This window comes from Micromonospora sp. WMMD812 (assembly GCF_027497215.1).
In the GTDB taxonomy this organism is placed as follows: Bacteria; Actinomycetota; Actinomycetes; order Mycobacteriales; family Micromonosporaceae; genus Micromonospora.
In genome coordinates this window covers 5,561,462-5,587,110 of record NZ_CP114904.1, presented here as the reverse complement: position 1 = coordinate 5,587,110, position 25,649 = coordinate 5,561,462, and the positions used below count along the sequence as shown (strand labels likewise).

Genomic DNA, 25,649 nt, shown 5'->3' with positions numbered 1-25,649 from the left:
CCCCGGCTGGGCTGTCCCGGCCGGCGGCGCGGTGTCAGGGCTGGGCGAGCCGTCCGGCGACGGCGGCGACGTGCTCGTCGGACTCGGTCAGCGCGACGCGGACGTGCTGGCCGCCGGCCGGGCCGTAGAACGCGCCGGCGGCGACCAGGATGCCCCGGCGGGCCAGCCAGTCGACCGTCTTCCAGCAGTCCTCACCACGGGTCATCCAGAGGTAGAGGCCCGCCTCCGAGTGCTCGACGGTGAAACCGGCCGCGGTGAACGCGCTGTGCAGGGCCTCCCGGCGCACGCGGTACCGCTCTCGCTGCGCGTCGGCGTGCTGCTCGTCCTGGAGCGCGGCGACCATCGCCGCCTGCACCGGCGCGGGCACGATCATCCCCGCGTGCTTGCGCACCTTCAGCAGCTCGGCCACCAGCGCCTGGTCACCGGCGACGAAGCCGGCCCGGTAACCGGCGAGGTTGGACCGCTTGGAGAGCGAGTGCAGGGCCAGCACGTTCTCGTACGTGCCGCCGCAGACCTCGGGCGACAGCACCGAGACCGGCTCGGCGGACCAGCCCAGCGGCAGGTAGCACTCGTCGCTGGCGACCACGGCGCCCCGCTCCCGGGCCCAGTCCACCACCTTGCGCAGGTGGGTCGCGGGCAGCACCCGACCGGTCGGGTTGCCGGGCGAGTTGACCCAGACCAGCCGGACCCGCGAGGTCGGGCCGACCGCGGTCAGCGAGTCGGTGCGTACGACGGTGGCGCCGGCCAGCCGGGCGCCGTCCTCGTAGGTGGGATAGCAGATCTGCGGGATGACCACCACGTCGCCCGGCCCGATGCCGAGCAGCGTGGGCAGCCACGCGACCAGCTCCTTGGAGCCGATGCTCGGCAGCACGCCGAGACCGTCCACCCCGGCGCCGCAGGCCCGGGCCACCCAGGCCGCGATCGCCGCCCGCAGGGCCGGGGTGCCGGCGGTCAGCGGGTAGCCGGGAGCGTCGGACGCGTCAGCGAGCGCCTGCCGGATCACGTCCGGGACCGGGTCGACCGGCGTGCCCATCGAGAGGTTGATCAGGCCCGCCGGATGCGCCGCGGCCAGGGCGGCCGCGGCGTCCAGGGTGTCCCAGGTGAACTCGGGCAGCCGTGCCGAGACCGGCTCGGGCCGGTTCAGTGGCCCTCACCGCGCGGCGGCTGCGCGGCGACGAAGGTCGCGTCCTTCTCGACCTTGCCGATCTTCGAGGCACCGCCGGGCGAGCCCAGGTCCTCGAAGAACTCGTAGTTGGCGCCGGTGTAGTCCTTCCACTGCTCCGGGACGTCGTCCTCGTAGAAGATCGCCTCGACCGGGCACACGGGCTCACAGGCACCACAGTCGACGCACTCGTCGGGGTGGATGTAGAGCATCCGGTTGCCCTCGTAAATGCAGTCGACCGGGCACTCCTCGATGCATGCCTTGTCGAGCACATCCACGCACGGCTCGGCGATGATGTAGGTCACCGGTCTTCTCCTCCGCAAGACGCGCCGCGATCTCCCGCGACGGTAAGAGCCTAGTATCTCGCCGGGGAGGGGGTCGATCGATGCTGGGTCAGCAGGATGTGGGCCACCGGATCGTGGTTCGGCGGATTGTGGGGATTCGCGAGGGCCGCCCGCTCTTCTCCGACGCTCTCGGTGAGCTGGTCGAACTGAGCGAGACCCATCTCACGCTGGCCACCGCGCAGGGCCCGCTGCGGGTCCCCCGTGGCGAGGTGCACCGGGCCAAGCGGGTGCCGCCGACCCGGCGCCCGACCGCCGCCGCCGTGACCGACCTGGAGCTGGCCGCCGACGAGGCCTGGCCGGCGCCGACACGCGACCGGCTCGGCGGCTGGCTGCTGCGCGCCGCCGACGGGTGGACCGGCCGGGCCAACTCCGCGCTGCCGGTCGGCGACCCGGACCGGCCGCTGCCGGCCGCGCTCGACGCGGTCGAGCGCTGGTACGCCGGGCAGGATCTGCCCCCGATGGTCAACACCCCGCTTCCGCTCGCCGCGCCGGTCGGCGCGGAGCTGAACGCCCGGGGCTGGGTGAGCCGCCCGCCGGTGCTGGTGCAGACCGCCCCGCTCCCGCTCCCGGCCACACCGCTCGCCCCGCCCGCCGCGCCCGCACCCCGGCCAGGCGTCGCCGCGGTGGTGGAGCTGGCCGCCGCGCCGAGCGAGGAGTGGCTGGCCGTGGCGGCCGGCCGCAAGGGTGGCCTTCCGGACGCCGCCCACCACGTGCTCACCGCCGTGGGCCAGGTCCGCTTCGCGCACGCGTACGCCGACGGCGAGCTGGTCGGCATCGGCCGGGGCACGGTGACCGGGCAGGGGCGCTGGCTGGGGCTGAGCCTGATCGAGGTGCTGCCACCGGCCCGCCGGCAGGGGCTGGCCGGCCGGCTTGTCCGGGCGCTGGCCGCCTGGGGCACGTCGGTCGGGGCGACCCGCGCCTTCCTCCAGGTCGAGCAGAGCAACACGGGAGCGGTGGCGCTCTACCAGGGCCTCGGCTTCACCACCCACCACACCTACCTGACCCGCGTAGCCCCGCACTGACCCGCGCTGACCCGCGCGAGCGCGGTCGATCATGCACTTGTGGTGCCAGACAAGAGCCGCGTATCACCAGCTATCGGGCACCACAACTGCATGATCGCCGAGCAGCGGGCGCCCCGGGGATACCTCTGGGTCGCGATTGCACCGGCGGATCGGGACGTACGCCGTGGTTCAGGGGGCGAAACTGCAAGATCGCGGAGCTGAGGGGTGGCGCGGGGCAGGGTGGCGCGGGTGGGGTGGGTCAGCGGCGCACTACCTTGCGCGGCTTGGCGGCCCTGGTCTCGGCGTACCGCTTGAGGCTCTGCGAACGGTGGTCGAGGCCCAGCGCCGTCAGCACCAGGTAGCCGACCAGCGTGCCGACGCCGGTGGCCGCCAGGTAGAGCCAGATCTGGGCGAAGAACGTGCCCGCGCCGTCGGCGAACGGGCTCCTGCCGACCAGCAGCGGGCCCACCAGCACGGTCAGCAGGAGCGCCGCCGCCACCGCCGCGGCCGTGTCGGCGGCCCAGGCTCCCAGCGGCCGGCGCCGGCCCCAGAGGAACGCGACCGCGGCCAGGGTCAGCCCGATCACCACGAACATGCCCAGTGACACCCGGTCGGCGGCGGCGTCGTCACCGTCGAACCCGAAGCGGATGATCAGCCGGGCGGCCACGTTGACCGCGAAGAGTGCCACCGCGAGCACCCCGATGTCGCGCCACCGCTTGTCCATCGCACGACCTCCCGCCGTGCCGCCCGCACCCGGGGCGGCCTCCTGGCAGGAATATCTACCACCGAAACCTGTGCGGCGTCAGTCCCCCACCCGCGGTGCCGGCACCGCGAGGATCTGCCGGAAACCCATCACGGCGAACGTCATCGCGCCGGCCACGATCATGACCAGGCCGACCCAGTTGTCACCGGCGAGCAGCAGGTCACCCTCGGAGGTCCGGACCGCCGCGACAGCCATCAGGAAGAACCAGGGCACCGCGGGCAGCGCCACCGACCACCGGCGGCCGACCGCCTCGTGGGCGAACCAGCTCAACACGATGTTCGCGCCGACCGCGACCAGTACCGACACCCCGATCAGCTGCCCGGCCACCCGGACGGTCGCGAGGAACAGCTCCAGCACCCCGGTCAGCACACCGGCCAGCACGGCGATCAGGCCGCCGGCAACGCGGAGCCCGAGGTCGAGCAGGCGCGGGGGCGGACCCGCCGGCGGCGGGTCCGTCTCGTCCGGGACGACCGACATCGGGGCGGCGGGGAGGGTCACCGCAGCCCGGCCGCCGCGACCGGGGCCCGGTGCTGGCCGGCGTCGACGATCCCGGCGAAGAGGTCGTCCTCCCAGCCGTACGGGCCGCTGCCCGGGCCCTTCTCACCCACCGCGAGGGTGTAGTACTCCACCCCCATGAACTCGCCGCCGACGTTGCCGGCGATCGTGTAGAGCCAGGAGGTCGCCGGGATCTGGGTGGCGTGGGCCCGCATGGCGGCCTGCTTCGCGGCGTGCTGCTCGGTGCCGTCGATGCGGGCCGCGATCTGGTGATCCGGCGTGCCGAAGGGCAGCTCGGAGATGTCCTCGATGCCGGCGAACGGGTTGTCGGACGACTCGGTGAACTCGGTCATGCCGGCCTCCAGCACGCTGAGCGGCATCGCCGTCCAGTAGACCTTGGCCGGGGCGAAACCTTCGGCGGCGGCCAACTCGACCGCACGCATCGCCACCCGGTGCGCCTGGATGTGGTCCGGGTGCCCGTAGAAGCCGTTGTCGTCGTACGTGACGAGGACCTGCGGGCGGACCTCGCGCATGATCTCGACCAGGTGCCCGGCGGCCTCGTCCAGGTCGGCCTGCCAGAAGGCCCGGGGGTGCTCGTTGGTCGGCAGCCCCATCATCCCGGAGTCGCGGTAGCGGCCGGCCCCGCCGAGGAAGCGGTGGTCGGTCACCCCGAGGGCGCCGCACGCGGCGGCCAACTCGGCGATCCGGTAGCCGCCGAGTTGGTCGGCCTCGGCGGCGGCGAGCTGCGCCAGGGCCGGCACGTGGATCTCGCCCTCCTCGCCGAGAGTGCACGTCACCAGCGTCACGTGCGCGCCCGTCGCGGCGTAGTGGGCCATGGTCGAGCCGGTGCCGATGGACTCGTCGTCGGGGTGTGCGTGGACCAGCAGCAGTCGGCGGTCGGGCAGCGTCGTCACGCCCGTCACTCTAACCGGCGGTTCCGGCTGGCCGGCCCTGACGCGTCCACGCAGGTCGGCCACATCACCGTCGTGGCCGACTTACGATCTGGCCGTGGACTATCCGGAGCTGGCCGCCCGTACCCGCCGGTTCAGCCACGGCGCGCCGCGCGCCGTCTCCGTGGCCGACGACGGCTCCCGGGTGGTCTTCCTGCGCTCGGCCGGCCCGGAGGACCCGGCCGACGCGCTCTGGCTCCTGGACGTCGCCACCGGCGAGGAGCGGCTGGTCGCCGATCCGGCGGTGCTGCTCGGCGCCGACGCCGACCCGTCCGCGCTCTCCCCGGGTGAGCGCGCCCTGCGCGAGCGGCTGCGGCTCAGCGCCGCCGGGATCGGCTCGTACGCGCTGGACGCCGCCGGCCGCGTGGCGGTCTTCCCGCTCGCCGGGCGGCTGTTCCGGGCCGACCTGGTGCACGGCGACGTGGTCGAGGTGGCGGCCGTCGGGCCGGTCCTGGACCCTCGGCCGGACCCGACCGGGGAGCGGCTGGCGTACGTGACCGACGAGGCCGACGGGGTGCGCCGGGGCGAGCTGCGGGTGGTCGACGCCGACGGCACCGACACCCTGCTCGCCGGCGAGGAGGCCGGGGTCACCTGGGGGCTGGCCGAGCACATCGCCGCCGAGGAGTTCGACCGGTTCCGCGGCTACTGGTGGGCGCCGGACGGCCGCTCGGTGCTCGCCGCCCGGGTGGACGAGTCCCGCCTGGACCGCTGGCACCTGCACGACCCGGCCGAGCCGGCCACCCCGCCGACCGCCGTCGCGTACCCCCGGGCGGGTGGACCCAACGCGGAGGTCAGCCTGCACCTGCTCGACCTCGACGGCGGTTGGGTGGACGTGCACTGGGACCGGGAGACCTACCCGTACCTGACCGCGGTGAGCTGGGCCGACGGCGGCCCGCTGATCACCGTGCTGCGCCGTTCCCAGCAGCACGGCCTGGTGCTCGCGGTCGACCCCCGCACCGGCGAGACCCAGGTGCATGCCGAGCTGGCCGATCCGCGCTGGGTCGAGCCGATCGCCGGCACCCCCGCCCACCTGCCCGACGGCCGGGTGCTGGTCGGGGGCGAGCTGGCCCACGACGGGTACGACGCCCGCTGCCTCTTCGCCGACGGCACGCTGCTCACCCCGCCCTCGCTCTACGTCCGGCGCGTGGTGGGTCGGTTGCCCGCCACCGCCGGGCCAGCCGACCTGCTGGTCGAGGCGAGCGACGGCGAGCCGAGCGAGCGGCACCTGTTCCGGGTGCGCACCTCGATCGGGGGCGGGGTGGACGCCCGCCGGATCACCGCCGACCCCGGCTGGCACACCGCCGCGGTCGGCGGGGACGTGCTGGTGGTCGGGGTCGCCTCGCTGGACCACGCGGGGACGCGCTGGTCGGTGTCGCGGGGCGATCGGGAGGTGGCGGTGCTCGCCTCGCACGCGGCGACTCCGCCGTACTCGCCGCTGCCGCTGCTGGAGCGGGTGACCGACCGGCGGTTGCCCTCCGCGGTGCTCTACCCGAACAGCTACGTTACCGGTCGCCGACTGCCGGTGCTGCTGGACGTCTACGGTGGCCCCGGCCACCAGGAGGTGATCGCCGCCCGGGCGGCCTGGCTGGAGCGCCAGTGGTGGGCCGACGCGGGCTTCGCGGTGGTCGTGGTGGACAACCGCGGCACGCCGGGGGTGGCGCCGTCGTTCGAGAAGGCGATCCACCGGCGGGTGGCCGACGTGGTCCTGCTCGACCAGGTGGACGCGCTCACCGCGCTGGCCGGCAAGCATCCCGACCTGGACCTGGACCGGGTGGCCGTCCGCGGCTGGTCGTTCGGCGGCTGGCTGGCCGGGCTGGCGGTGCTGCGCCACCCGGAGCTGTTCCGGTGCGGTGTCGTCGGCGCCCCGGTCACCGACTGGGCGCTCTACGACACCGCCTACACGGAGCGCTATCTGGGGATGCCGGAGGACGGCATGGACGTCTACGCGCACCACTCGCTGGTCGAGCTGGCCGCCGAGCCGGTGACCGGCCCGGAGCAGGCCCGGCCGCTGCTGCTGGTACACGGTCTGGCCGACGACAACGTGGTGGCCGCGCACACGCTGCGGCTCTCGGCCGCGCTGCTCGCGTCCGGCCGGCCGCACTCGGTGCTGCCGCTGACCGGCGCGACGCACATGGCCGCCGGCGGCACCGCGGAGCGGTTGCTCAAGCTGGAGCTGGACTTCCTCCGCGCGCACCTCTGAGGCGCCCCGCACGCGTGCCGGCGTGGGGACCGCGCCCGGCCCCCGCGAACACGGTGGCCCCCGGCCGACGACGCTGTCGACCGGGGGCCCGTCCGTGCGGTGCGGTTACTGCTTGACGTGCGCGTTCACGAACGACGGGTAGCCGAAGACGCTGGAGATGAAGACCCCGCCGGCCTTCGACCCGTGTACCACGTAGGCGACGTCGACGAAGAGCGGCACCACCGGGGCATGCTCCTTCATGATCCGCTCGTCGAGCTTGCCCCACTCCGGGCCCTGGTCGGCCGGGGGCATCGCCAGGATCCGGTCGAACTCGGCGTTGATCGCCGGGTCGTTGAAGTAGGACTGGTTGCTGTTGCCCTCGGGCTTGATCGTGCGGCCGTCGTACAGAACCGGCAGGATCGAGGCCCCGCTCGGCCAGTCCGCCGCCCAGTTACCGATGTACAGGTCCCAGGGGTTGTCCTTCTTCTTGATCTCGTCGAGCTTCGCGTCGTCCGGGATGTTCCGCAGCGTGATCTTGAAACCGGCCCGCTCGAGGTTGGCCTTGAGCTGGGTGCCCTCCTGCTGCTCGGTCGAGCTGTCGGCGACGCCCAGGACCAGCTCCGGGGTCTGGCCGCCGAGCAGCTCCTTGGCCTTGGCGACGTCGCCGGTCGCCCCGGCCGGGTACGCCTCGAACGCCTTGTAACCGATGGTCGACGGCGGCATCAGCGTGGTCAGCGGCGCGGCGACGGTCTGCCCGCCGAGCGCCTTGATCAGGCCCTCCCGGTCGATCGCGTAGTTGAGCGCCTGACGGATCTTCAGGTCCTTGACCCGCTGGTTGTTGATCACGAGCTGGTTGGCGCTCGGGGTCGGCGAGAGGATGGTGCGGGACTTCAGCGACGCGTCCCCGGCCACCTTGGCGACCAGCGAGGCGGGCACGAAGTTCCAGGAGAGCGCGCTCTGGTCGGCGCCGTTGTCGGCGATCACCCGGTTGGCCGCGGCGTCCGCGGTCGGGCCGAAGCTCCAGACGAACTGGTCCGGGTACTGGTGCCGGACCGGGTCGGTGTTCGCGTCCCAGTTCGGGTTCCGGTCCAGGGTGAGCTGCACGCCGACCTGGTTCTTGGCGATCTTGTACGGCCCGGACGAGAACGGGTGGGTGTCCAGGTTGACGCCGGTGTCCTTGTCCGCCGGCAGCGGCGCGGTGGTCGGCAGCGAGACCGCGAACGGCAGGTCGCAGCGGGGCTTGGTGAACTCGAAGCGCAGGGTCTTCTCGTCCGGCGTGGTGAGCCCCGGCGGCAGGGAGGTCTTGTTCTTCTTGAAGTCCCACTTGGTGTCGAACTGCGGGCTGTCGGCCAGCCACTCCTGGATGTAGGTGGGGCCGCTGGTGAGGTCCGGGTCGAACGAGCGGGCGATGCCGTACGCGATCTCCTTGGAGGTGATCGGGCGGCCGTCCTCGAACTTCACCCCGCTCTTGATCTTGAATTCCCAGACCTTGCAGTCGTTGTTGACGTTGGTGCCCGGGGTCTCGGCCAGGTCGCCGACGAGGACCAGTCCGCCCTTGCCGTCGTCCTTCCAGGTGGTGAGGTAGCGGGAGAAGAGCGGGCTCGCCATCAGGCCGGCGAACGAGTAGGTCCGCTGCGGGTCCAGGTGGGAGATCGGCGTCTCCCGGATGATGGTGAAGGTGCCGCCCTTCTGCGCCCCGGCCACCTCGGGGGCGGGACCCTGCGACTCCTTCGGGTCGGTCGCGATGACCCCGGTCTGCGTACGGTTGGTGTCGACGTTGGTGCCCTCGCCCGTGTTCTTCGAGCACGCACCCAGTGCCACAACCAGTGCGATCGCGCCGCCTGCGGCGGCCGCCACGCGTGGTCGCATCTCGTACCTCCTCCACCCATCTGTCGTGCGGTCCGCCGGAGGTGGAACCGCCGACGTCCCGAGGATCGTAAAGAAGAAAACCTACGAGTTGTGTAACAGTTGTCGATAAATTTCACCGTCGGCCGGGGGGCCGACACAGGCCCGTCGGGACGGGGTGGTCAGCGCAGCCGCACCCGGGGGTCGATGGCCGCGTACAGCAGGTCGACCAGCACGTTCGCCAGCACCACGAAGACCGCGGCGATCAGCACGGTGGCCATGATCGTGGGCAGGTCGCCGGAGCGCACCGCGTCGACGGCCGTCCGCCCCAACCCCTGGATGCCGAAGGTCGTCTCGGTGATCACCGTGCCCCCGAGCGCCCCGCCGACGTCCAGGCCGGCGATGGTCACCACCGGGGTGATCGCCGCCCGAAGCGCGTGCCGGCCGTACACCTTGGGTTTGGCCAGGCCCTTCGCCCGCGCCGTCCGGACGAAGTCCTCCGACAGGGTCTCCAGCATCTGCGCCCGGGAGAGCCGGGCGTAGATGGCGGAGAAGAGGAAGGCCAGCGACACCCACGCGAGCACCAGGCCACTCGCCCACTTCAACGGATTGTCGAAGATCGAGGTGTAGCTGGGCACCGGCAACAGCTTCAGGTTGTAGACGAAGACCAGCAGCAGCACCGCGCCGACGAAGTAGAGCTGCAACGAGGCGCCGGTCAGCGAGAAGCCGATCGCCAGCCGGTCCAGCCAGGTGCCCCGGCGCAGCGCCGAGATCATGCCGAGCCCCACGCCGAGCAGCAGCCAGAGGATCGCCGCCGGGATCACGATGCTCAGCGTCACCGGCAGCACGCGGGCGATGGTGTCCGAGACCGCCTCGTTGGTGACGTACGACCAGCCCAGGCAGGGCGCGTCGCACCGGCCGCCCTGGGCACTGCCCAGGTCCCGCCCGGTGACGATGCCCTTCATGTAACCGGCGTACTGGGCGATCAGCGGGTCGTTCAGGCCCAACTCCTCGCGGACCCGCTCCAGGCGCTCCGGGTTGCAGTTCTTCGGGCACATCCCGGTCACCGGGTCGCGCGGCAGGGCGAAGAACATCAGGAAGGTCAGCACGCTCACCGCGAACAGGGTCAGCGTGGCGGAGAAGAGCCGCTTGATCAGGAATCGCGCCATGGGAACCCCTACCGGGACGACTTCGGGTCGAGCGCGTCGCGCAGCGCGTCCCCGAAGAGGTTGAAGGCGAACACGAGCGCGAAGATCGTGATGCCCGGGAAGAACACGTACGCCGGGTCGGTCTGCAGGTAGTCCAGGCTGCGGTAGATCATCCGGCCGAAGCTCGGCGTCTCGTCGCTCAGCCCGACCCCGATGAAGGACAGCGCGGCCTCGCTGGTGATGAACTGCGGCACGGCGAGGGAGAACGAGACCAGGATCGGCGCCCAGATGTTCGGCAGCAGCTGCCGGAAGAGCATGTGCCCGAGCCCGGCGCCACTGGCCCGCGCCGCCTCGACGAACTCCCGCTCGCGCAGCGCGATCACCTGGCCGCGGACCAGCCGGGCGGTGCTCGTCCAGCCGAAGATCGCGAAGACGGCGATGAGGACGCCCACGCCGAACGCCGAGGAGACCTGCTGCCGCTCGCCGTAGAAGCGCAGCACCAGAGTCGGCGTCAGGGCCAGCGCGATGACCAGGAACGGCATGGCCAGGGTCAGGTCGGTGATCCAGTTGATCACGGCGTCCAGCCAGCCGCCGAGGTAACCGGCGAGGGTGCCGAGCACGATGCCGATGGTCGCGGTGATCACCGCGGCGGCGAACGCGATGAACAGCGACGTGCGCAGGCCGTAGATGAGCCGGATGAAGATGTCCCGGCCGAGGCCCGGCTCCAGGCCGAACCAGTGCTCGCCGGTCACGCCGCCGGCGTAGCCCAGCGGCATGCCGAAGCCGTCCAGCAGGTTCTGGTACTGCTCGCGCGGGCCGATGCCGTAGGCCAGCTCGATCAGCGGGGCGGCCAGTGCCAGCACCATAAAGAAGATCAGCATCGCGCCGCTGACCATCGCGGTGCGGTCGCGGCGCAGCCGGAGCCAGGCGAGCTGGCCGGGCGAGCGGCCGACGACGCCCTTTCGCGCGGGCTCCGCCGGGTCACCGCCGGACTCGATCTCCGCCAGCGCCACACCCTCCACCGGGGACAGGCTCACTTCGCCACCTCCTCGACCGTCACGTCCGCCGCGCCGCCGCCTGGGACAACGCCGCCGTCCGGTGCGCCGCCACTGTCCGGTGCGCCGCCCGAGCCGGCCGCGACCGGCCCCGACTCAGGGAAGTGGCAGGCGGTGGCCTGGTTCCCCCCGGCGCGCGGCACCAGCGCCGGCTCCTCGGCGCCACAGATGTCCTGCGCCTTCCAGCACCGGGTCCGGAACCGGCAGCCGGAGGGCGGATCGAGCGGGGTGGGCACGTCGCCGGCCAGCCGGATCCGCCCACCCGGGCCGAGCTGGGTGACGTCCGGGATCGCCGAGAGCAGCGCCCGGGTGTACGGGTGCTGCGGCCGCTCGTAGATGTCCGCCCGGTCGCCGATCTCCACGATCTTGCCGAGATACATCACGGCGACCCGCTGGCAGAAGTGCCGCACCACGGCCAGGTCGTGGGCGATGAAGACGAAGGCCAGCCCGAGGTCGCGTTGCAGCTCGCGGAGCAGGTTGATGACCTGCGCCTGGATCGAGACGTCCAGGGCGGAGACCGGCTCGTCCGCCACGATCAGCTTCGGCCGCAGCGCCAGCGCGCGGGCGATGCCGATGCGCTGCCGCTGCCCGCCGGAAAACTCGTGCGGATACCGGTTGTAGTGCTCCGGGTTGAGCCCGACGATCTCGAGCAGCTCCTGCACCCGCGCCCGGACCCCGCCGGGCGGGTCGATTCCGTTGACCTGCAGCGGCATCGCGATGATCCGGCCGACCGTGTGCCGCGGGTTCAGCGAGGCGTACGGGTCCTGGAAGATGATCTGGAGGTCCTGGCGCAGCGGGCGCAGCTCGCGCCGGCTGGCGTGGGTGATGTCCCGCCCCTCGAACTCGATCGTGCCCGAGGTCGGCTCCAGCAGCCGCACCAGCATCCGCCCGGTGGTGGTCTTGCCGCAGCCGGACTCCCCGACCAGGCCGAGCGTCTCGCCGGGTCGGACGTCGAAGTCCAGCCCGTCCACCGCCCGCACGAGGCTGCGGCCACGGAAGCCGGTGCGCACCGGGAAGTGCTTCGTCAGCCCGCGCACCCGCAGCAGCGGCTCGGTCCCCGTCGTCGGTTCGACCTGCACGGCATCCGTCGCGCTCACCGGGCCACCCCCACCTGTGCGATGTCCTCGCGGTACAGCCGGGTCCGCTCCTCGACGGCCAGGTGGCAGGCGGCCAGGTGGCCGTCCTCCCCGGCCGGGCGCAGCTCGGGCACGTCCGTGCGGGAGCGGTCGCCGTTGCGGTCGGCGTACCGGCAGCGGGGGTGGAAGGCGCAGCCCGAGGGCAGGTTGATCAGGCTCGGCGGGTTGCCCCGGATCGGCACCAGGTCCGCGTCCGCGTCGCCGTGCAGGGAGGGCACGCTGGAGAGCAACCCCCAGGTGTACGGATGTTGCGGCCGGCGCAGCACCTGCTCGACGCTGCCGCGCTCGACGGCCCGACCGCCGTACATCACCAGCACGTCGTCGGCCACCTGGCTCACCACGCCCAGATCGTGAGTGATCATGATGATCGCGGAGTGGAACTCGGCCTGGAGGTCGGCCAGCAGGTCCAGGATCTGCGCCTGCACGGTGACGTCCAGGGCGGTGGTCGGCTCGTCGGCGATGAGCAGGTCGGGATCGTTGACGAGCGCCATCGCGATCATCGCCCGCTGGCGCATGCCGCCGGAGAACTCGTGCGGGTACTGGTCGAAGCGGCGGGCCGGCTGCGGGATGCCGACCCGGCCGAGCATGTCCACCGCGCGCTGTCGCGCCTCCCGCTTGCCGGCCCGCGGGTGGTGCACCCGGTACGCCTCGGCGATCTGCTTCCCGACCGTGTAGTACGGGTGCAGCGCCGACAGCGGGTCCTGGAAGATCATCGCCATGTCCCGGCCGCGCAGCCGGCGTACCTCCTCCTCCGGCAGCCCGACCAGCTGGCGGCCGCCGACGGAGATCTCCCCGGTGATGGTGCTCCGCCGGGGGTCGTGCAGACCGAGGACGGCCAGCGAGGTCACGCTCTTGCCCGAGCCGGACTCGCCGACGATGCCGAGCGTCCGGCCCCGCTCCACCGCGAACGACACCCCGTCCACCGCGCGGACCACGCCGTCGGTGGTGTCGAAGCGGACCCGCAGGTCGGTCACCCGCAGATAGGGATCGTCGGTGCCGCGCTGCTCCGGCACGCTCGGGCGGTCGTCCGGTTGCCCGGACGGCGTCGACTCCGGCCTGTCCACGACCGCCTCCCTCAGTGACGAAGAGAACTTACAGCAAAGTCCTGAGGGCGAAAATAAGCTACAACGGGCGGACCTGTCAGCGGGCCTCAGCGTAACGAGTCGGCAACGGGCGTGAACACCCCTCACCAGCACATCCACGGACACCTTTGCCCGCCCACCGGTGACGCCGGTCGCCACGGGACGACGCCGCTCCCACCGGGCCACGGTGACGCTCGGTGACCAGGGCCGGGGAAGACATGCCTCAGGCGCGTGATGACTCAGCGGCATGTTGTGCCGCTGAGTCATAACGGTCGTCGGTGGTCGGCCCGCCACCGGGCGACACGCCAAGCCGGGCGCGGCGGGGCGCCCCCGAGCTCGCGCGAGCGTGCTCGGCTGACGGGGGTACGGCGACTCGCCTAGGGTCGGTCGCATGACCGAGTTCGACGCGGCGACCGCCGCCGTGCAGGCCGCCCTGGACGCGGGAGCCCGCTACGCCGACGCGCGGGTGATGCACCGCCGGTACGAGTCGATGTCGGCGCGCAACGGCGAGATCGAGGAGCTGACCCAGGACGAGAGCAGCGGCCTGGGCGTCCGCGCCCTGGTCGGGTCGAGCTGGGGCTTCCACGCCGTACCCGAACTCTCCGACGCCGCGGCGCGGGAAGCCGGCCGCCGGGCCGCGCGGACCGCCGCCGCCAGCGGGCGGGTCCCCGGCCCGCCGATCGACCTGGTGCCCGCCGAGCCGGCCGTCGCGACCTGGGCCTCGGAGTGCCGGGTCGACCCGCTCGGCGTGCCGCTGTCGGACAAGGGTGACCTGCTGGTGGGCGCGACCGCGGCGATGGTCGGGCACGGCGCGGACATCGCCGAGGGGCTCTACCAGATCTGGGACACCGCCAAGTGGTTCGTCTCCAGCGAGGGTCACCGCGTCGACCAGCGGATCCGGGAGTGCGGCGGCGGTATCTCGGCCACCTCGATCGGCGACGGTGAGACCCAGCGCCGCTCCTACCCCAGCTACCGCGGTCAGTACGGCACCACCGGGTGGGAGCTGGTCGAGTCGCTCGACCTGACCGCGCACGCGGCGCGGATCGCCGAGGAGTCCCGGGCCCTGCTCACCGCGCCGATGTGCCCGGCCGGCGAGACCGACCTGATCCTCGGCGGGGAACAGCTCGCCCTCCAGATCCACGAGTCGGTCGGGCACGCTATCGAACTGGACCGGATCCTCGGCTGGGAAGCGGCCTTCGCCGGCACGTCCTGGCTGGACCTGGCCCAGCTCGGCTCCCTGCGCTACGGCTCGGAGCTGATGAACATCGCCATCGATCCGACCATCCCGGGCGCCCTGGGCAGCTTCGGCTTCGACGACGAGGGCTCCGCGGCGGTGAAGCGGGACGCGGTCCGCGACGGCCGGTGGGTGGGCGTGCTCGCCGGCCGGGACTCCGCCGCCGTCGCCGGCCTCGACTACGGCGGCAGCGTACGGTCCGACGGCTGGGCCCGGCTGCCCATGGTGCGGATGACCAACGTCGGCCTGGAGCCCGGCCCGCACACCCTGGAGGAGATCGTCGCGGCCACCGACGAGGGGGTGCTGATGGACGTCAACCGGTCCTGGTCGATCGACGACAAGCGGCTCAACTTCCAGTTCGGCTGCGAGATCGGCTGGGAGGTGCACAACGGCCGGCGCGGGCGCATGTTGCGCAACCCCACCTACACCGGCATCGGGCCGCTCTTCTGGCGGTCGATGGACATGCTGTCCGGTGAGACCGTCGCCTGGGGCACACCGAACTGCGGCAAGGGCCAGCCCGGCCAGACCGGGCACACCGGGCACCCGGCGGCGCCGGCCCGGTTCCGCAACGTCCGGGTGGGGGTGCGGGCATGACCGGCACGACCGAAGTGGACCTCGCCGCTCAGGTGGTCGAGCTGGTCCGCCAGGTGGGCGGTCCGGGAGCCGAGGCCGAGGCGGTGGTGACCCGGTCCGAACTGGCGCTCACCCGGTTCGCCAATTCCTTCATCCACCAGAACGTCGCCGAGTCGACTCTCGGCGTCCGGCTGCGGGTGCACGTCGACGGGCGCACCGCCGCCGGCAGTGGCAGCGTGGCGAGCCCGGAGGGGCTGCGCGCGCTGGTCGAGCGGACGCTGGCCGCCGCCCGGCTCTGCCCGCCCGACCCGGCGTGGCCCGGGCTCACCCCACCGTCGCCGGTGTCGGCCGGGCCCGCCGCCGACGAGGCCATCGCCCACGCGGAGCCGGACGAGCGGGCGGCCCGGGTGCGCGCCTTCGTGGACGCGGTGGGTGACCTCGAAGCGGCCGGCTACTGCCGGACGTCGTACCGCTCCGGCGCCTTCGCCAACTCCGCCGGCCACGTCGCGCACGGGCGCACGGCGGAGGCCGCGATGGACGGCATCGCCCGGACGGGCGGCTCGGACGGGGTGGCCCGGCGCTGCGCCGACCGGCTCGCCGACCTCGACGGGGCCGCCCTGGGCGCGCGGGCCGCAGCCAAGGCGCGCGCCGCGGCCGACCCGGTCGAGTTGCCGCCGGGCCGCTACGAGGTGGTGCTCGAACCGGCCGCCGTCGCCGACCTGCTCCAGAACCTCGCCTGGTTCGGGTTCAACGGCAAGCGGTACGCCGAGCGGCAGTCCTTCGCCGAACTCGGCGCGGCCCAGTTCGACCCGTCGGTGACCGTCGTGGACGACCCGCTGCACGGGTCCAACCTGCCGTTCGACCTGGAGGGCACCACCCGACGGGAGCTGCGTCTGGTCGACGCCGGGGTCACCCGTGCGGTGACGCACGACCGGCGCAGCGGCGCCGAGACGGGTGCGAGTTCCACCGGGCACGCCATGCTCGGCGCCACCACCTTCGGCCCCATCCCCCGCAACCTCCGCCTGCTCGCCCCGTCGGTCGCCGGTGGCGCCCCGGGCGCGGCGACCACCAGCGGCGGCCCAGGCGGCGCCGGGGCGACCGGAGTGGCCGGAGCGGTCACGGACGACGACACGGCGGCCCTGGTCGCCGGGGTACGCCGCGGGCTGCTGGTCAGCGACCTCTGGTACACCCGGGTGCTGGACCCGAAGAGCCTGGTCATCACCGGCCTCACCCGCAACGGGGTCTGGCTGGTCGAGGACGGCGTGGTGACCCGTGCGGTCCGGGACCTGCGCTTCACCGAGTCCTACCCGCGTGCCCTCGGTCCCGGCGCGGTGCTCGGGCTGGGCCGGCACGCCGTCCGCCAGCCGGACCGGATCGACGGCGTCTGGTGGGAGGCGCCGCCGGTCCGGCTCGCCTCCTGGAACTTCACCGGCGGCGCGTCCGGCTGACCGGGACGGGCCCGCCTATCGCCCGTGGACGATCTTTCCGGGAACTTCACATCGAGGGTCTTTCCAAGCGCTCGGACACACGGGACACTGCCTTGCGCGGACGGCTCGCGAAGATCGGCGTAACGTGTGTCACTTAGCTGCGCCGGTACGCCCGGTGCGGTCGTTGGTGTGCGCATGACGTGGCAAGCGGGTGCGGGTTCGCCTTCCGCGTGCCGACCGGAGGAAAGAGCCGCCCGCTCGTGCGGGCCCGTCGAGGAGACAACTCGAAATGACATCAACGGCAACGAGACCGCGGGGAGCGCGGGCGCGCGCCGCCATCGCGGCGAAGACGTTGCGCACCGACCGCTGGTGGTTCGCTCCACTGATCACCGTCGTCGGGCTCACCGCCTGGGTCGCGTACGCGACGGTCCGGGTCTTCATGCACAAGTGGTACTGGGTGGACGCCTACCACTACCTGACCCCGTTCTACTCCCCGTGCATCACTGACCGGTGCGTCGAGAACGCCTCGCACTTCGGACAGTTCCTGCCCGGCTGGTGGATCATCCCGGACGCCGCGCTGACCCTGCCGTTCCTGCTGCTTTTCCGGCTCACCTGCTACTACTACCGCAAGGCGTACTACCGGTCGTTCTGGCTGTCGCCGCCGGCCTGCGCCGTCCCGGACGGCCACGCCTCCTACAGCGGGGAGACCCGGGTTCCGCTGCTCGGGCAGAACCTGCACCGCTACTTCTTCTACGCCGCCGCGATCATCTCGCTGATCAACACGTACGACGCGATCCTCGCCTTCCACTCCCCCGAGGGCTTCGGGTTCGGGCTGGGCAACCTCATCCTGATCGCCAACGTGGTGATGCTCTGGGCGTACACGATCTCCTGCCACTCCTGCCGGCACATCATCGGCGGCCGGCTGAAGCACTTCTCCAAGCACCCGGTGCGCTACCGGGCCTGGACGCTTGTCTCCTGGCTGAACGTCCGGCACATGCAGCTGGCCTGGATCACCCTCGGCACCCTGGCGCTGACCGACTTCTACATCATGGCGGTCGCAGCCGAGTGGTTCCCCGACCTGCGGTTCATCAACTAGAGGGCCTGGACATGACCACTACCACTCGAATCGAACGACACCACTACGACGTCGTCGTGATCGGCGCGGGCGGCGCCGGCCTGCGCGCGGCGATCGAGGCCCGGCTCGCCGGCAAGAAGACCGCGATCATCTCGAAGTCGCTCTTCGGCAAGGCCCACACGGTGATGGCCGAGGGCGGCGCCGCCGCCGCGATGGGGAACGTGAACAGCCGCGACAGCTGGCAGGTGCACTTCCGCGACACGATGCGCGGCGGCAAGTTCCTGAACAACTTCCGGATGGCCGAGCTGCACGCGAAGGAGTCGCCGCAGCGGATCTGGGAGCTGGAGACGTACGGTGCGCTCTTCGACCGCACCAAGGACGGCAAGATCTCCCAGCGCAATTTCGGCGGCCACGAGTACCCGCGGCTGGCCCACGTCGGCGACCGCACCGGCCTGGAGCTGATCCGGACCCTGCAGCAAAAGATCGTCTCCCTCCAGCAGGAGGACAAGCGCGAGTTCGGCTCGTACGACGCGCGGATCCGGGTCTTCGCCGAGACCACCATCACCGAACTGTTGCTCGACGGCGACCGGATCGCCGGCGCGTTCGGCTACTACCGGGAGTCCGGCGAGTTCGTCCTCTTCGAGGCGCCCGCGGTGGTGTTGGCCACCGGCGGCGTCGGCCGGTCCTACAAGGTCACCTCGAACTCGTGGGAGTACACCGGGGACGGTCACGCGCTCGCGCTGCGCGCCGGGGCGACGCTGATAAACATGGAGTTCCTCCAGTTCCACCCGACCGGCATGGTCTGGCCGCCCTCGGTGAAGGGCATCCTGGTCACCGAGTCGGTCCGCGGTGACGGCGGGGTGCTGAAGAACTCCGAGGGCAAGCGGTTCATGTTCGACTACGTCCCCGACGTCTTCCGCAAGCAGTACGCGGAGACCGAGGAGGAGGCGGACCGCTGGTACACCGACCCGGACAACAACCGCCGCCCGCCGGAGCTGCTGCCCCGTGACGAGGTGGCCCGGGCGATCAACAGCGAGGTCAAGGCCGGTCGCGGCACCCCCGCGGGCGGCGTCTTCCTGGACATCGCGAGCCGCAAGTCGGCCGACGAGATCCGCCGCCGGCTCCCCTCGATGTACCACCAGTTCAAGGAGCTGGCCGACGTCGACATCACCGCCGAGCCGATGGAGGTCGGCCCGACCTGCCACTACGTGATGGGCGGCGTTGAGGTGGACCCGGACAGCGGGGCCGCGTTCGGCCACGTCCAGGGGCTCTTCGCCGCGGGCGAGGTCTCCGGCGGCATGCACGGCTCCAACCGGCTCGGCGGCAACTCCCTCTCCGACCTGCTGGTCTTCGGCAAGCGCGCGGGCGGCCACGCCGCCTCGTACGCCGACAGCCTCGCCGCCCGGCCCACCGTGGCCGTGCAGGCCGTCGAGGCCGCGGTGGAGACCGCGCTGGCGCCGCTGCAGCGGGACACCGGCGAGAACCCGTACACCCTGCAGCAGGACCTCCAGGCGGTCATGGGAGATCTGGTCGGGATCATCCGTCGGGAGGGCGAGCTGGCGGACTCCCTGGTCCGACTCGCCGAGCTGCGCGAGCGCGTGGCCAAGGTCAGCGCGGCCGGCGGGCGGCGCTACAACCCGGGCTGGCACCTCGCGCTGGACCTGCGCAACATGCTGGTGGTCTCGGAGTGCACCGCGAAGGCGGCGCTGGAGCGGCGGGAGTCCCGCGGCGGGCACACCCGGGAGGACTTCCCGGCCATGGACCCGCAGTGGCGCCGGGTGAACCTGGTCTGCTCGCTGGAGGGCGACACGGTCCGGCTGGCTCGTAAGCCGCTGCCGAAGATGCGCCCGGAGCTGATCAAGCTGTTCGACCGCACCGAGCTGGGCAAGTACCTGACGGACGAGGAGCTCGCGGAGTTCGACGCCCTCACCGAGGAGGCGGGCAACTGATGGGGACCAAGAGGCAGTTCCGCATCTGGCGGGGCGACGAGTCCGGTGGCGACCTGCAGGACTACACGGTCGAGGTGAACGAGGGCGAGGTCGTCCTCGACGTCATCCACCGTCTCCAGGCCACCGACGCGCCCGACCTGGCCTGCCGGTGGAACTGCAAGGCAGGCAAGTGCGGCTCCTGCTCGATGGAGATCAACGGCAAGCCGCGGCTCGGCTGCATGACCCGGATGTCCACCTTCGAGGAGGACGAGACGGTCACGGTCACGCCGCTGCGCACCTTCCCGGTCATCCGGGACCTGGTCACGGACGTCTCCTTCAACTACGAGAAGGCCCGGGAGACGCCGGCCTTCGCGCCACCGGCGGACGTCGCGCCCGGGGACTACCGGATGCAGCAGGTCGACGTGGAGCGCTCGCAGGAGTTCCGCAAGTGCATCGAGTGCTTCCTCTGCCAGAACGTGTGTCACGTGATCCGGGACCACGAGGAGAACAAGCCGGCCTTCTCCGGGCCGCGGTTCTTCATCCGCGCCTCGGAGCTGGACATGCACCCGCTGGATGCCCGGACCGACCGCAAGGAGTACGCGCAGTCGGACATGGGCCTCGGCTACTGCAACATCACCAAGTGCTGCACCGAGGTCTGCCCCGAGCACATCAAGATCACCGACAACGGGATCATCCCCATGAAGGAACGGGTCGTCGACCGCAGGTACGATCCCCTTGTGTGGCTTGGTAGCAAGATCTTCCGACGGGGTGAGACGCCCCAGACCAGCATGTCCAGTGCCCGGGCCGCCGGCCCGGTGACCGCCCCGGCCGGCCACGGCGGGGTGCACTCGCACGCGGGCGCATCGCATGACCCTCAGGCCGAGGCGCAGGCGCAGAGCGGGGTCAACTGGCACCGCGAGGTGCCGCACCCGACCGCACCCGCCGTGGACGAGCGGGGCAAGCTTCCGCTCACGGAGCTCACCTTCGACCGGGCCGCCGCGCCGTCGCCGTTCGGCGACGACGTCACGTTCCCGCTGCCCCCGGAGCACCTGAACTTCGCCCACCCGGAGCAGGACAAGCACTGACCACGTCGACGATGACGGGGGCCACGGCGACAGCCGTCGGCCCTCGTCCCGTTTCCGGCCCGGTGTCCGTCTCGCCCGCGACCACGCCGCGCCCCGTACGGTTGATCATGAAGTTGTCGCCGCCACGCCCGGCGTGTCGCGGCAACAACTTCATGATCAACCTGACGGCGGTGGGCCTTGGCGTGCGGTCAGCCGGCCGTCAGGAGGGGGCGCAGGGCGGCGACGATGGGGGCGTCGGCGGGCAGCCAGGTGACCGAGTCCAGCTCGGCGGCGGAGAGCCAGCGCAGCGCCGAGTGCTCCAGCGGCTGGGGCTGGTCGTCGTCGAGCAGGCGCGCGGCGTACACCTTCAGCACCGAGCGGCCGTGGGCCATCTTCACGTTGCGGCCGACCCGATCGCCGATCTCCACGCGTACGGCCAGCTCCTCGGCGCACTCACGGACCAGCGCGTCGGTCTCGGACTCCCCCGGCTCGACCTTCCCGCCGGGAAACTCCCACATGCCCGCGACCTCGGGCGGGGCGGACCGCGCACAGGCCAGCACCCGCCCGTCGCGGATGATCGCCGCGCCGACGATCACCTTGAGATCCCGTCGCGGCGGCTGCCCGCCGCTGTTCGCCCGTTCGGTTCGCACGGCCGTCCAGCGTGCCAGATCAATCGGCGGTTTGGGTACCGTAACCGGCCGCTTAGGTCAGGAGAACCCGGAAGTGTGGGCGTGGACACACGCGGCGTACGGCGGCAAGACTAGGGGCCACCGACAAGACACGGGATGGCGACGATTTGGCCACAAGCCGGGAACGGCGCCTGGGAGGTGCGGTGATGCGTGCGCTGTTCAACGGCCGAGCGAAGCAGGACTACCTCTCCGACGCGCTGACTCTGCTCTCCGGATGGACCAGGGAGGGTGAGCAGATCCGACGGACCCTCCGGATCGACGACAGCCAGCACGCCGCGCTCACCGAGCGGGTGAAGGTGGTCGCGGACGCCCTGCACCTGCGCCCGGAGATCAGCCGCCAGGCCGACCAGACCCAGATCCGGGTCGGCCACGGCAACAGCCCGTTGACCGAGGGCGAGGTCCTGCTCGCGGCTCGGATCGAGGACGCCTACCGGGCGGTCACCACATCCTGACGGCCGGACGGGCCGGACGGGCGCCGTGGCCCGCGCCTCGCCCAGCTGTTCCCGTCCGGCTCAGCCGTTCCCGTCCGGCTCAGCCGTTCCCGTCCGGCTCAGCCGTTCCCGTCCGGCTCAACCATCGGCGTCCTGGGGATACCAGCGAAGCTCGACGGAGTTGCCGTCCGGGTCGCGGACGTAGATCGAGGTGGCGGAACCCCGCGCGCCGAACCGGCCGACCGGCCCCTCCAGCACCGTGAAGCGCCCGGAGTCGACCACCGCCGCCCAGTCCAGCGGCGCGACCACGAGGCAGAAGTGGTCGACGTTCGACTCACCCCGCTCCCGGCGGACCAGGTCGATGATGGTGTCCGCGCTGGCGCGTACGGAGGGGAACGGCACCCGGCCGGCACGCCACTCGTCGACCCGGACCGGCGCCAGGCCGAGGCGGCCACAGTAGAAGTCCAGCGACCGTTCGACGTCGGCCACGTTGAGCACCAGGTGGTCGAATCCGATGACCCGCACGCTGCTCACCGCTCCTCCAGGTCGCGCGCCTGACGCAGCCAGTCGGTGACGAGCGCCGGGTCGACGTCGGCGACGGTACGCAGCTTGACCGAGGCCATCCGCCGGGCGCCCGGGGTCAGCCGCCCGGCCGGGTCGGCGACCTCCTGCCCGCGCCACAACCCGAAGGTGACGTACGCGCCGTACGCCTTGACCAGGCAGACCGGCCGCTGGCCCGGCTTGTCGCCGAGGCCCCAGACCGGATGGCCGTGCCACATCGCGGCGGCGGCGCCGGGCAGGGCCTCGTCGATGACCGGCCGGAGCTTCTCGCCGATCTCCCGCAGCGGCGGGTCGAGGTCGGCCAGGTAGTCGTCGATGGTGCTGCTCATGATGTGCGTGCCTCTCGCTCGGGTACGGCTCCACGATCCGCCGGGCGGCGAGGCGGACCAAGACGCGATCGGGCTACGATCGTTGACCCTGGCTCAACGACGGGACGACGGAATGCTGGAGCGGTACGAGGTCGAGACCTTCCTGACCCTCGCCGACGAGCTGCACTTCGGGCGGACCGCCGAGCGGCTGCGGGTGACGACCGGCCGGGTCAGTCACGTGATCAAGCGGCTGGAGCGCCGGATCGGCGCCCCGCTCTTCGCGCGGACCAGCCGGGTCGTCCGGCTCACCCCGATCGGCCAGCAGCTCGCCGACGATCTCCGGCCGCTGGTCGCCGGGATCGACGAGGCGGTCGCGCGGGCGGTGGACGCCGGCCGGGGGCTGACCGGGACGTTGCGGGTGGCGTTCCTCGGCGAGTGGACGGCCCCCGTGCTGCTCAGGGCCGTCGCCCTGTTCACCGAGCGCCACCCCGACTGTGAGGTCGAGGTACGCGAGGTGCAGCTGTTCAACTCCCGGCCGAGCCTGCTCGACGGGTCGGTCGACGTGCTCATCGCCGCGTACCCCTTCGACGGCATGGCGACCGGGCCGGTGCTGCTCACGGAGGGTCGGGCGCTGGCCGTGCCGGCCGGGCACCCGCTGGCCGCCGCCGAGTCGGTCTCCCTGGAGGTGCTGGCCGACCACCCGGTGGTGCAGTATCCGGCGGCGACCTCGCTCGGGTTCAAGCGGGACCGCACGCCGGAGCACACCCCGTCCGGTCGCCCGGTGCCGCGCGGACCGGCCGGCAACACGTTCTCCGAGATGCTGTCGCTCGTGGCGCTGGGCCGCGGGGTCCTCCCGGTCGGCGAGCACACCCGGCGCTACTACCCCCGCCCGGACGTCGCGTACGTGCCGATCCACGACGCTCCACCCATCCAGCGCGGGCCGGTCTGGCTGGAGACCAACACCACGGCCCGGGTCCGCGAGTTCGTCCGGGCCGCCGGCGATTCGGTCGTACGCCCGCCGGCGCCGATCCGGACCGCTGGCGCATCCCACCTACCGTGAGGCGCATGGCCAACGCGACCTATGACCGCAAGGAGCAGCTCCAGCAGATCCAGTCCGGGCTGCTGGACGGGGAGCAGATCATCGCCGTCTACGACGCGGTCGGCACCGGCACCGGGTTCATCGGCGTCACCGACCGCCGCGTGATCATCCAGGACCGCTCGTTCATCGGCAAGCGGTACGCGATCACCAGCATCCCGTACTCGAAGATCACCAGCGTGAGCGTGGTCAGCAACAAGTCGTGGGGCGGCTCGTTCTTCTCCACCGGCGCGATCGCCATCCACGTCGGCACGCACACCTACGAGGTGGAATTCCGTGGCGCGCAGAAGAGCCACCACGTCCACAATGTGATCCTCCACTACATCTCCTGACGGCGGCCGGGCCACGCGTCGGGGCGGACGAGAGGCGGCGGCGTGGCACCCACCGGTGGGGGCGGATGAGGCACGGCGAGTTCGAGGACCCTCGGCTGGTCACCGTCTACGACGCCGAGTGTCCGTGGGGCCGGGACGACGACTTCTTCCGCGCCGTGGTCGGCGAGACACCCGGAGCCCGGGTGCTCGACCTCGGCTGCGGGACCGGCCGGCTGACCCTCGCCCTGGCGGCGGACGGCCATACCGTCACCGGCGTCGACCCGGCCCGCGCCTCCCTCGCCGCCGCCCGCGCGAAGCCGGGCGCCGACCGCGTCACCTGGATCGAGGGCACCTCGGCCGTACTGCCGAGCGGGGCGTACGACGTGGCGGTGCTGACCAGCCACGTGGCGCAGTTCCTCGTCACCGGCGCCGACTGGGCGGCAACCCTCGACGACCTCCGTCGGGCGCTGGTGACCGGCGGCCGGCTGGTCTTCGACAGCCGCGATCCCGCGGACCGCCGCTGGGAACGGTGGAACGCGGTCGACTCCCGGCGCCGCGTCACGTTGCCGGACGGGCGCGCGGTGCGGGCGTGGACCGAGGTGACGGCCGTCGTGAACGATGTCGTCAGCTTCGTCCACCGCTACGTCTTCCCCGACGGCGAGGAGCTGCTCAGCTCGGCCACCCTGCGCTTCCGTACCGAACCGGAGCTGCGCGACTCGCTGCGGACGGCCGGATTCGCCGTCGAACACCTCTTCGGCGGCTGGGGCCGGGAGGCGGTGGGCGCCGGCGACGGCGAGTTCCTGGTCGTCGCGCGGGCCGGGTGACCCCGCACGGACAGGTCACCGACCACGACACCCCGTCTCCGCTGGTGGGTCCCTTGACAGGGTTAGCAGTTAGTTTAGACTTACCGTTCGTGGCCACTTACCAAGGGCGGATGCTCGAAGCCCTCGGCGATCCGACCCGGCGGACCATCTTCGAGTCGCTGGCCGGCGGCCCGCGCTCGGTCGCGGAGATCGCGAGCGGTCTCCCGGTGAGCCGACCCGCCGTCTCCCAGCACCTCAAAGTGCTCCGGGACGTCGGGCTCGTCTCGTCGACGGCCGTGGGCACCCGCCGCCTCCACGCCGTCGACCCGCAGGGCCTGGCGGCGATCCGCGGCTACTTCGACCAGTTCTGGAGCCAGGCGTTGGCGGCTTTCGCACAGGCCGCCGAGAACCCACCGGAGGAGAAGACGTGACAGCACACACCGATCAGGACACCGTCGTGCGCAGCAGCATTCATGTCGCGGCCACACCCGAGCACGCGTTCGAGGTGTTCACCAACGGCATCGACCGCTGGTGGACCCGTTCCCACCACGTCCAGCCGGGCGAGCTGAAGCAGGTCGGCGTCGACCCGCACGTCGGCGGCCGGATGTGGGAGGAGAACGACGCCGGCGACGTGTGCGCCTGGGGCCGCGTCCTCACCTGGGACCCGCCGCGCACCTTCGCCTTCTCCTGGCTCGTCGGCCCGGACTGGAAGCCGCCCGCGCCGGACGCGGTCGGCAGCCGCGTCACCGTCACCTTCACGCCGACCGACACCGGCACCCAGGTCGACCTGGTGCACGACCGGCTCGACGTGCACGGGCCGGGCTGGGAGGGAATCCGCGGCGCCGTGGCCAGCGAGGGCGGCTGGCCGGGTGGCCTCCGCGACTTCGCCGCGGCGCTCTGACCGGCAGGGGTTCGACGGCGGGGAGCCGCACGCGGAGGTCGTGGTCGAGGTGGACCTGGCCGCCGGCGTAGCCCTCGCTGCCTCCTCG

26 protein-coding genes are annotated in these 25,649 nt (G+C 72.2%); 13 read left to right on the top strand and 13 right to left on the bottom strand.

Annotated features, from left to right (window positions below):
- Nucleotides 1–34: 34 nt before the first annotated feature.
- Both dapC and fdxA read right to left on the bottom strand, forming a co-directional pair.
- The gene (gene dapC, locus O7603_RS25905) at nt 35–1,144 is read right to left on the bottom strand and encodes a succinyldiaminopimelate transaminase (RefSeq protein WP_281576812.1); all 1,110 of its coding nucleotides are present in this window, start codon (nt 1,142–1,144) and stop codon (nt 35–37) included.
- Nucleotides 1,141–1,467, bottom strand: a complete 327-nt coding sequence (gene fdxA / locus O7603_RS25900) for a ferredoxin (protein ID WP_007464872.1) — start codon at nt 1,465–1,467, stop codon at nt 1,141–1,143. The genes dapC and fdxA overlap by 4 nt, the downstream gene beginning before the upstream one ends.
- Before the next feature lie 80 nt (nt 1,468–1,547).
- On the opposite strand from fdxA, the gene O7603_RS25895 reads away from it, so the two are divergent.
- The gene (locus O7603_RS25895) at nt 1,548–2,528 is read left to right on the top strand and encodes a GNAT family N-acetyltransferase (RefSeq protein ID WP_281572354.1); all 981 of its coding nucleotides are present in this window, start codon (nt 1,548–1,550) and stop codon (nt 2,526–2,528) included.
- Between the two features lie 238 nt (nt 2,529–2,766).
- On the opposite strand, the gene O7603_RS25890 is transcribed toward O7603_RS25895, so the two are convergent.
- From O7603_RS25890 to mshB, 3 genes are all read right to left on the bottom strand, one after another.
- The gene (locus O7603_RS25890; RefSeq protein ID WP_281572353.1) at nt 2,767–3,231 is read right to left on the bottom strand and encodes a hypothetical protein; all 465 of its coding nucleotides are present in this window, start codon (nt 3,229–3,231) and stop codon (nt 2,767–2,769) included.
- A gap of 78 nt (nt 3,232–3,309) precedes the next feature.
- Nucleotides 3,310–3,747 (bottom strand): hypothetical protein, encoded by a 438-nt coding sequence (locus O7603_RS25885; RefSeq protein WP_281572352.1) that lies wholly within the window; start codon nt 3,745–3,747, stop codon nt 3,310–3,312.
- 17 nt (nt 3,748–3,764) lie between these two features.
- On the bottom strand, nt 3,765–4,688 hold the full coding sequence (mshB, locus tag O7603_RS25880) for an N-acetyl-1-D-myo-inositol-2-amino-2-deoxy-alpha-D-glucopyranoside deacetylase (RefSeq protein WP_281572351.1): 924 nt from the start codon (nt 4,686–4,688) through the stop codon (nt 3,765–3,767).
- Between the two features lie 85 nt (nt 4,689–4,773).
- Between mshB and O7603_RS25875 the strand changes: the two genes are divergently transcribed.
- Nucleotides 4,774–6,915: a prolyl oligopeptidase family serine peptidase gene (locus tag O7603_RS25875; protein WP_281572350.1), complete on the top strand. Its 2,142-nt coding sequence runs from the start codon at nt 4,774–4,776 to the stop codon at nt 6,913–6,915.
- A 105-nt stretch (nt 6,916–7,020) separates the two neighbouring features.
- Here O7603_RS25875 and O7603_RS25870 read toward each other — a convergent pair whose 3' ends face one another.
- The 5 genes from O7603_RS25870 to O7603_RS25850 all read right to left on the bottom strand — a co-directional run bounded on the left by O7603_RS25870 (nt 7,021) and on the right by O7603_RS25850 (nt 13,142).
- Nucleotides 7,021–8,763 carry an ABC transporter substrate-binding protein gene (locus O7603_RS25870; protein ID WP_281572349.1) on the bottom strand — a complete coding sequence of 581 codons (1,743 nt, stop codon included), beginning with the start codon at nt 8,761–8,763 and terminating at the stop codon, nt 7,021–7,023.
- Nucleotides 8,764–8,921: 158 nt separating this feature from the next.
- Nucleotides 8,922–9,908: an ABC transporter permease gene (locus O7603_RS25865; RefSeq protein WP_281572348.1), complete on the bottom strand. Its 987-nt coding sequence runs from the start codon at nt 9,906–9,908 to the stop codon at nt 8,922–8,924.
- A gap of 8 nt (nt 9,909–9,916) precedes the next feature.
- Nucleotides 9,917–10,924, bottom strand: a complete 1,008-nt coding sequence (locus O7603_RS25860) for an ABC transporter permease (protein ID WP_281572347.1) — start codon at nt 10,922–10,924, stop codon at nt 9,917–9,919.
- Entirely contained in the window at nt 10,921–12,039 is a 1,119-nt protein-coding gene (locus O7603_RS25855; RefSeq protein WP_281572346.1) for a dipeptide ABC transporter ATP-binding protein, read from the bottom strand. Before O7603_RS25855 ends, O7603_RS25860 begins: the two co-directional genes overlap by 4 nt.
- Nucleotides 12,036–13,142, bottom strand: a complete 1,107-nt coding sequence (locus tag O7603_RS25850) for an ABC transporter ATP-binding protein (protein ID WP_281572345.1) — start codon at nt 13,140–13,142, stop codon at nt 12,036–12,038. Before O7603_RS25850 ends, O7603_RS25855 begins: the two co-directional genes overlap by 4 nt.
- Before the next feature lie 409 nt (nt 13,143–13,551).
- Between O7603_RS25850 and O7603_RS25845 the strand changes: the two genes are divergently transcribed.
- From O7603_RS25845 to O7603_RS25825, 5 genes are all read left to right on the top strand, one after another.
- The gene (locus O7603_RS25845) at nt 13,552–14,988 is read left to right on the top strand and encodes a TldD/PmbA family protein (RefSeq protein ID WP_281572344.1); all 1,437 of its coding nucleotides are present in this window, start codon (nt 13,552–13,554) and stop codon (nt 14,986–14,988) included.
- Nucleotides 14,985–16,415, top strand: coding sequence for a metallopeptidase TldD-related protein (locus O7603_RS25840; protein WP_281572343.1), 1,431 nt, complete (start codon nt 14,985–14,987; stop codon nt 16,413–16,415). Before O7603_RS25845 ends, O7603_RS25840 begins: the two co-directional genes overlap by 4 nt.
- Nucleotides 16,416–16,683: 268 nt before the next feature.
- The gene (locus O7603_RS25835; RefSeq protein ID WP_281572342.1) at nt 16,684–17,490 is read left to right on the top strand and encodes a hypothetical protein; all 807 of its coding nucleotides are present in this window, start codon (nt 16,684–16,686) and stop codon (nt 17,488–17,490) included.
- Between the two features lie 11 nt (nt 17,491–17,501).
- On the top strand, nt 17,502–19,418 hold the full coding sequence (locus O7603_RS25830) for a fumarate reductase/succinate dehydrogenase flavoprotein subunit (protein ID WP_281572341.1): 1,917 nt from the start codon (nt 17,502–17,504) through the stop codon (nt 19,416–19,418).
- Nucleotides 19,418–20,482 (top strand): succinate dehydrogenase/fumarate reductase iron-sulfur subunit, encoded by a 1,065-nt coding sequence (locus tag O7603_RS25825; protein ID WP_281572340.1) that lies wholly within the window; start codon nt 19,418–19,420, stop codon nt 20,480–20,482. Before O7603_RS25830 ends, O7603_RS25825 begins: the two co-directional genes overlap by 1 nt.
- 188 nt (nt 20,483–20,670) lie before the next feature.
- Here O7603_RS25825 and O7603_RS25820 read toward each other — a convergent pair whose 3' ends face one another.
- On the bottom strand, nt 20,671–21,111 hold the full coding sequence (locus O7603_RS25820) for a (deoxy)nucleoside triphosphate pyrophosphohydrolase (RefSeq protein WP_281572339.1): 441 nt from the start codon (nt 21,109–21,111) through the stop codon (nt 20,671–20,673).
- A 185-nt stretch (nt 21,112–21,296) separates the two neighbouring features.
- Between O7603_RS25820 and O7603_RS25815 the strand changes: the two genes are divergently transcribed.
- A complete protein-coding gene (locus O7603_RS25815; RefSeq protein WP_281572338.1) occupies nt 21,297–21,602 on the top strand; it encodes a 4a-hydroxytetrahydrobiopterin dehydratase in 306 nt (101 codons plus the stop codon).
- 117 nt (nt 21,603–21,719) lie between these two features.
- On the opposite strand, the gene O7603_RS25810 is transcribed toward O7603_RS25815, so the two are convergent.
- Both O7603_RS25810 and O7603_RS25805 read right to left on the bottom strand, forming a co-directional pair.
- The gene (locus O7603_RS25810; protein WP_281572337.1) at nt 21,720–22,115 is read right to left on the bottom strand and encodes a VOC family protein; all 396 of its coding nucleotides are present in this window, start codon (nt 22,113–22,115) and stop codon (nt 21,720–21,722) included.
- Nucleotides 22,112–22,471, bottom strand: coding sequence for a DUF1801 domain-containing protein (locus O7603_RS25805; protein WP_281572336.1), 360 nt, complete (start codon nt 22,469–22,471; stop codon nt 22,112–22,114). The genes O7603_RS25810 and O7603_RS25805 overlap by 4 nt, the downstream gene beginning before the upstream one ends.
- A gap of 112 nt (nt 22,472–22,583) precedes the next feature.
- Here O7603_RS25805 and O7603_RS25800 point away from each other — a divergent pair, with 112 nt between their 5' ends.
- The 5 genes from O7603_RS25800 to O7603_RS25780 all read left to right on the top strand — a co-directional run bounded on the left by O7603_RS25800 (nt 22,584) and on the right by O7603_RS25780 (nt 25,561).
- On the top strand, nt 22,584–23,510 hold the full coding sequence (locus O7603_RS25800) for a LysR family transcriptional regulator (RefSeq protein WP_281572335.1): 927 nt from the start codon (nt 22,584–22,586) through the stop codon (nt 23,508–23,510).
- Between the two features lie 5 nt (nt 23,511–23,515).
- The gene (locus O7603_RS25795; RefSeq protein WP_132347202.1) at nt 23,516–23,878 is read left to right on the top strand and encodes a PH domain-containing protein; all 363 of its coding nucleotides are present in this window, start codon (nt 23,516–23,518) and stop codon (nt 23,876–23,878) included.
- Nucleotides 23,879–23,943: 65 nt separating this feature from the next.
- On the top strand, nt 23,944–24,681 hold the full coding sequence (locus tag O7603_RS25790; RefSeq protein ID WP_281572334.1) for a class I SAM-dependent methyltransferase: 738 nt from the start codon (nt 23,944–23,946) through the stop codon (nt 24,679–24,681).
- An 89-nt stretch (nt 24,682–24,770) separates the two neighbouring features.
- Nucleotides 24,771–25,091 (top strand): metalloregulator ArsR/SmtB family transcription factor, encoded by a 321-nt coding sequence (locus O7603_RS25785; RefSeq protein WP_281572333.1) that lies wholly within the window; start codon nt 24,771–24,773, stop codon nt 25,089–25,091.
- Complete coding sequence (locus O7603_RS25780; RefSeq protein WP_281572332.1) at nt 25,088–25,561, top strand: SRPBCC family protein; 474 nt, start codon at nt 25,088–25,090, stop codon at nt 25,559–25,561. Before O7603_RS25785 ends, O7603_RS25780 begins: the two co-directional genes overlap by 4 nt.
- Nucleotides 25,562–25,649: the final 88 nt, after the last annotated feature.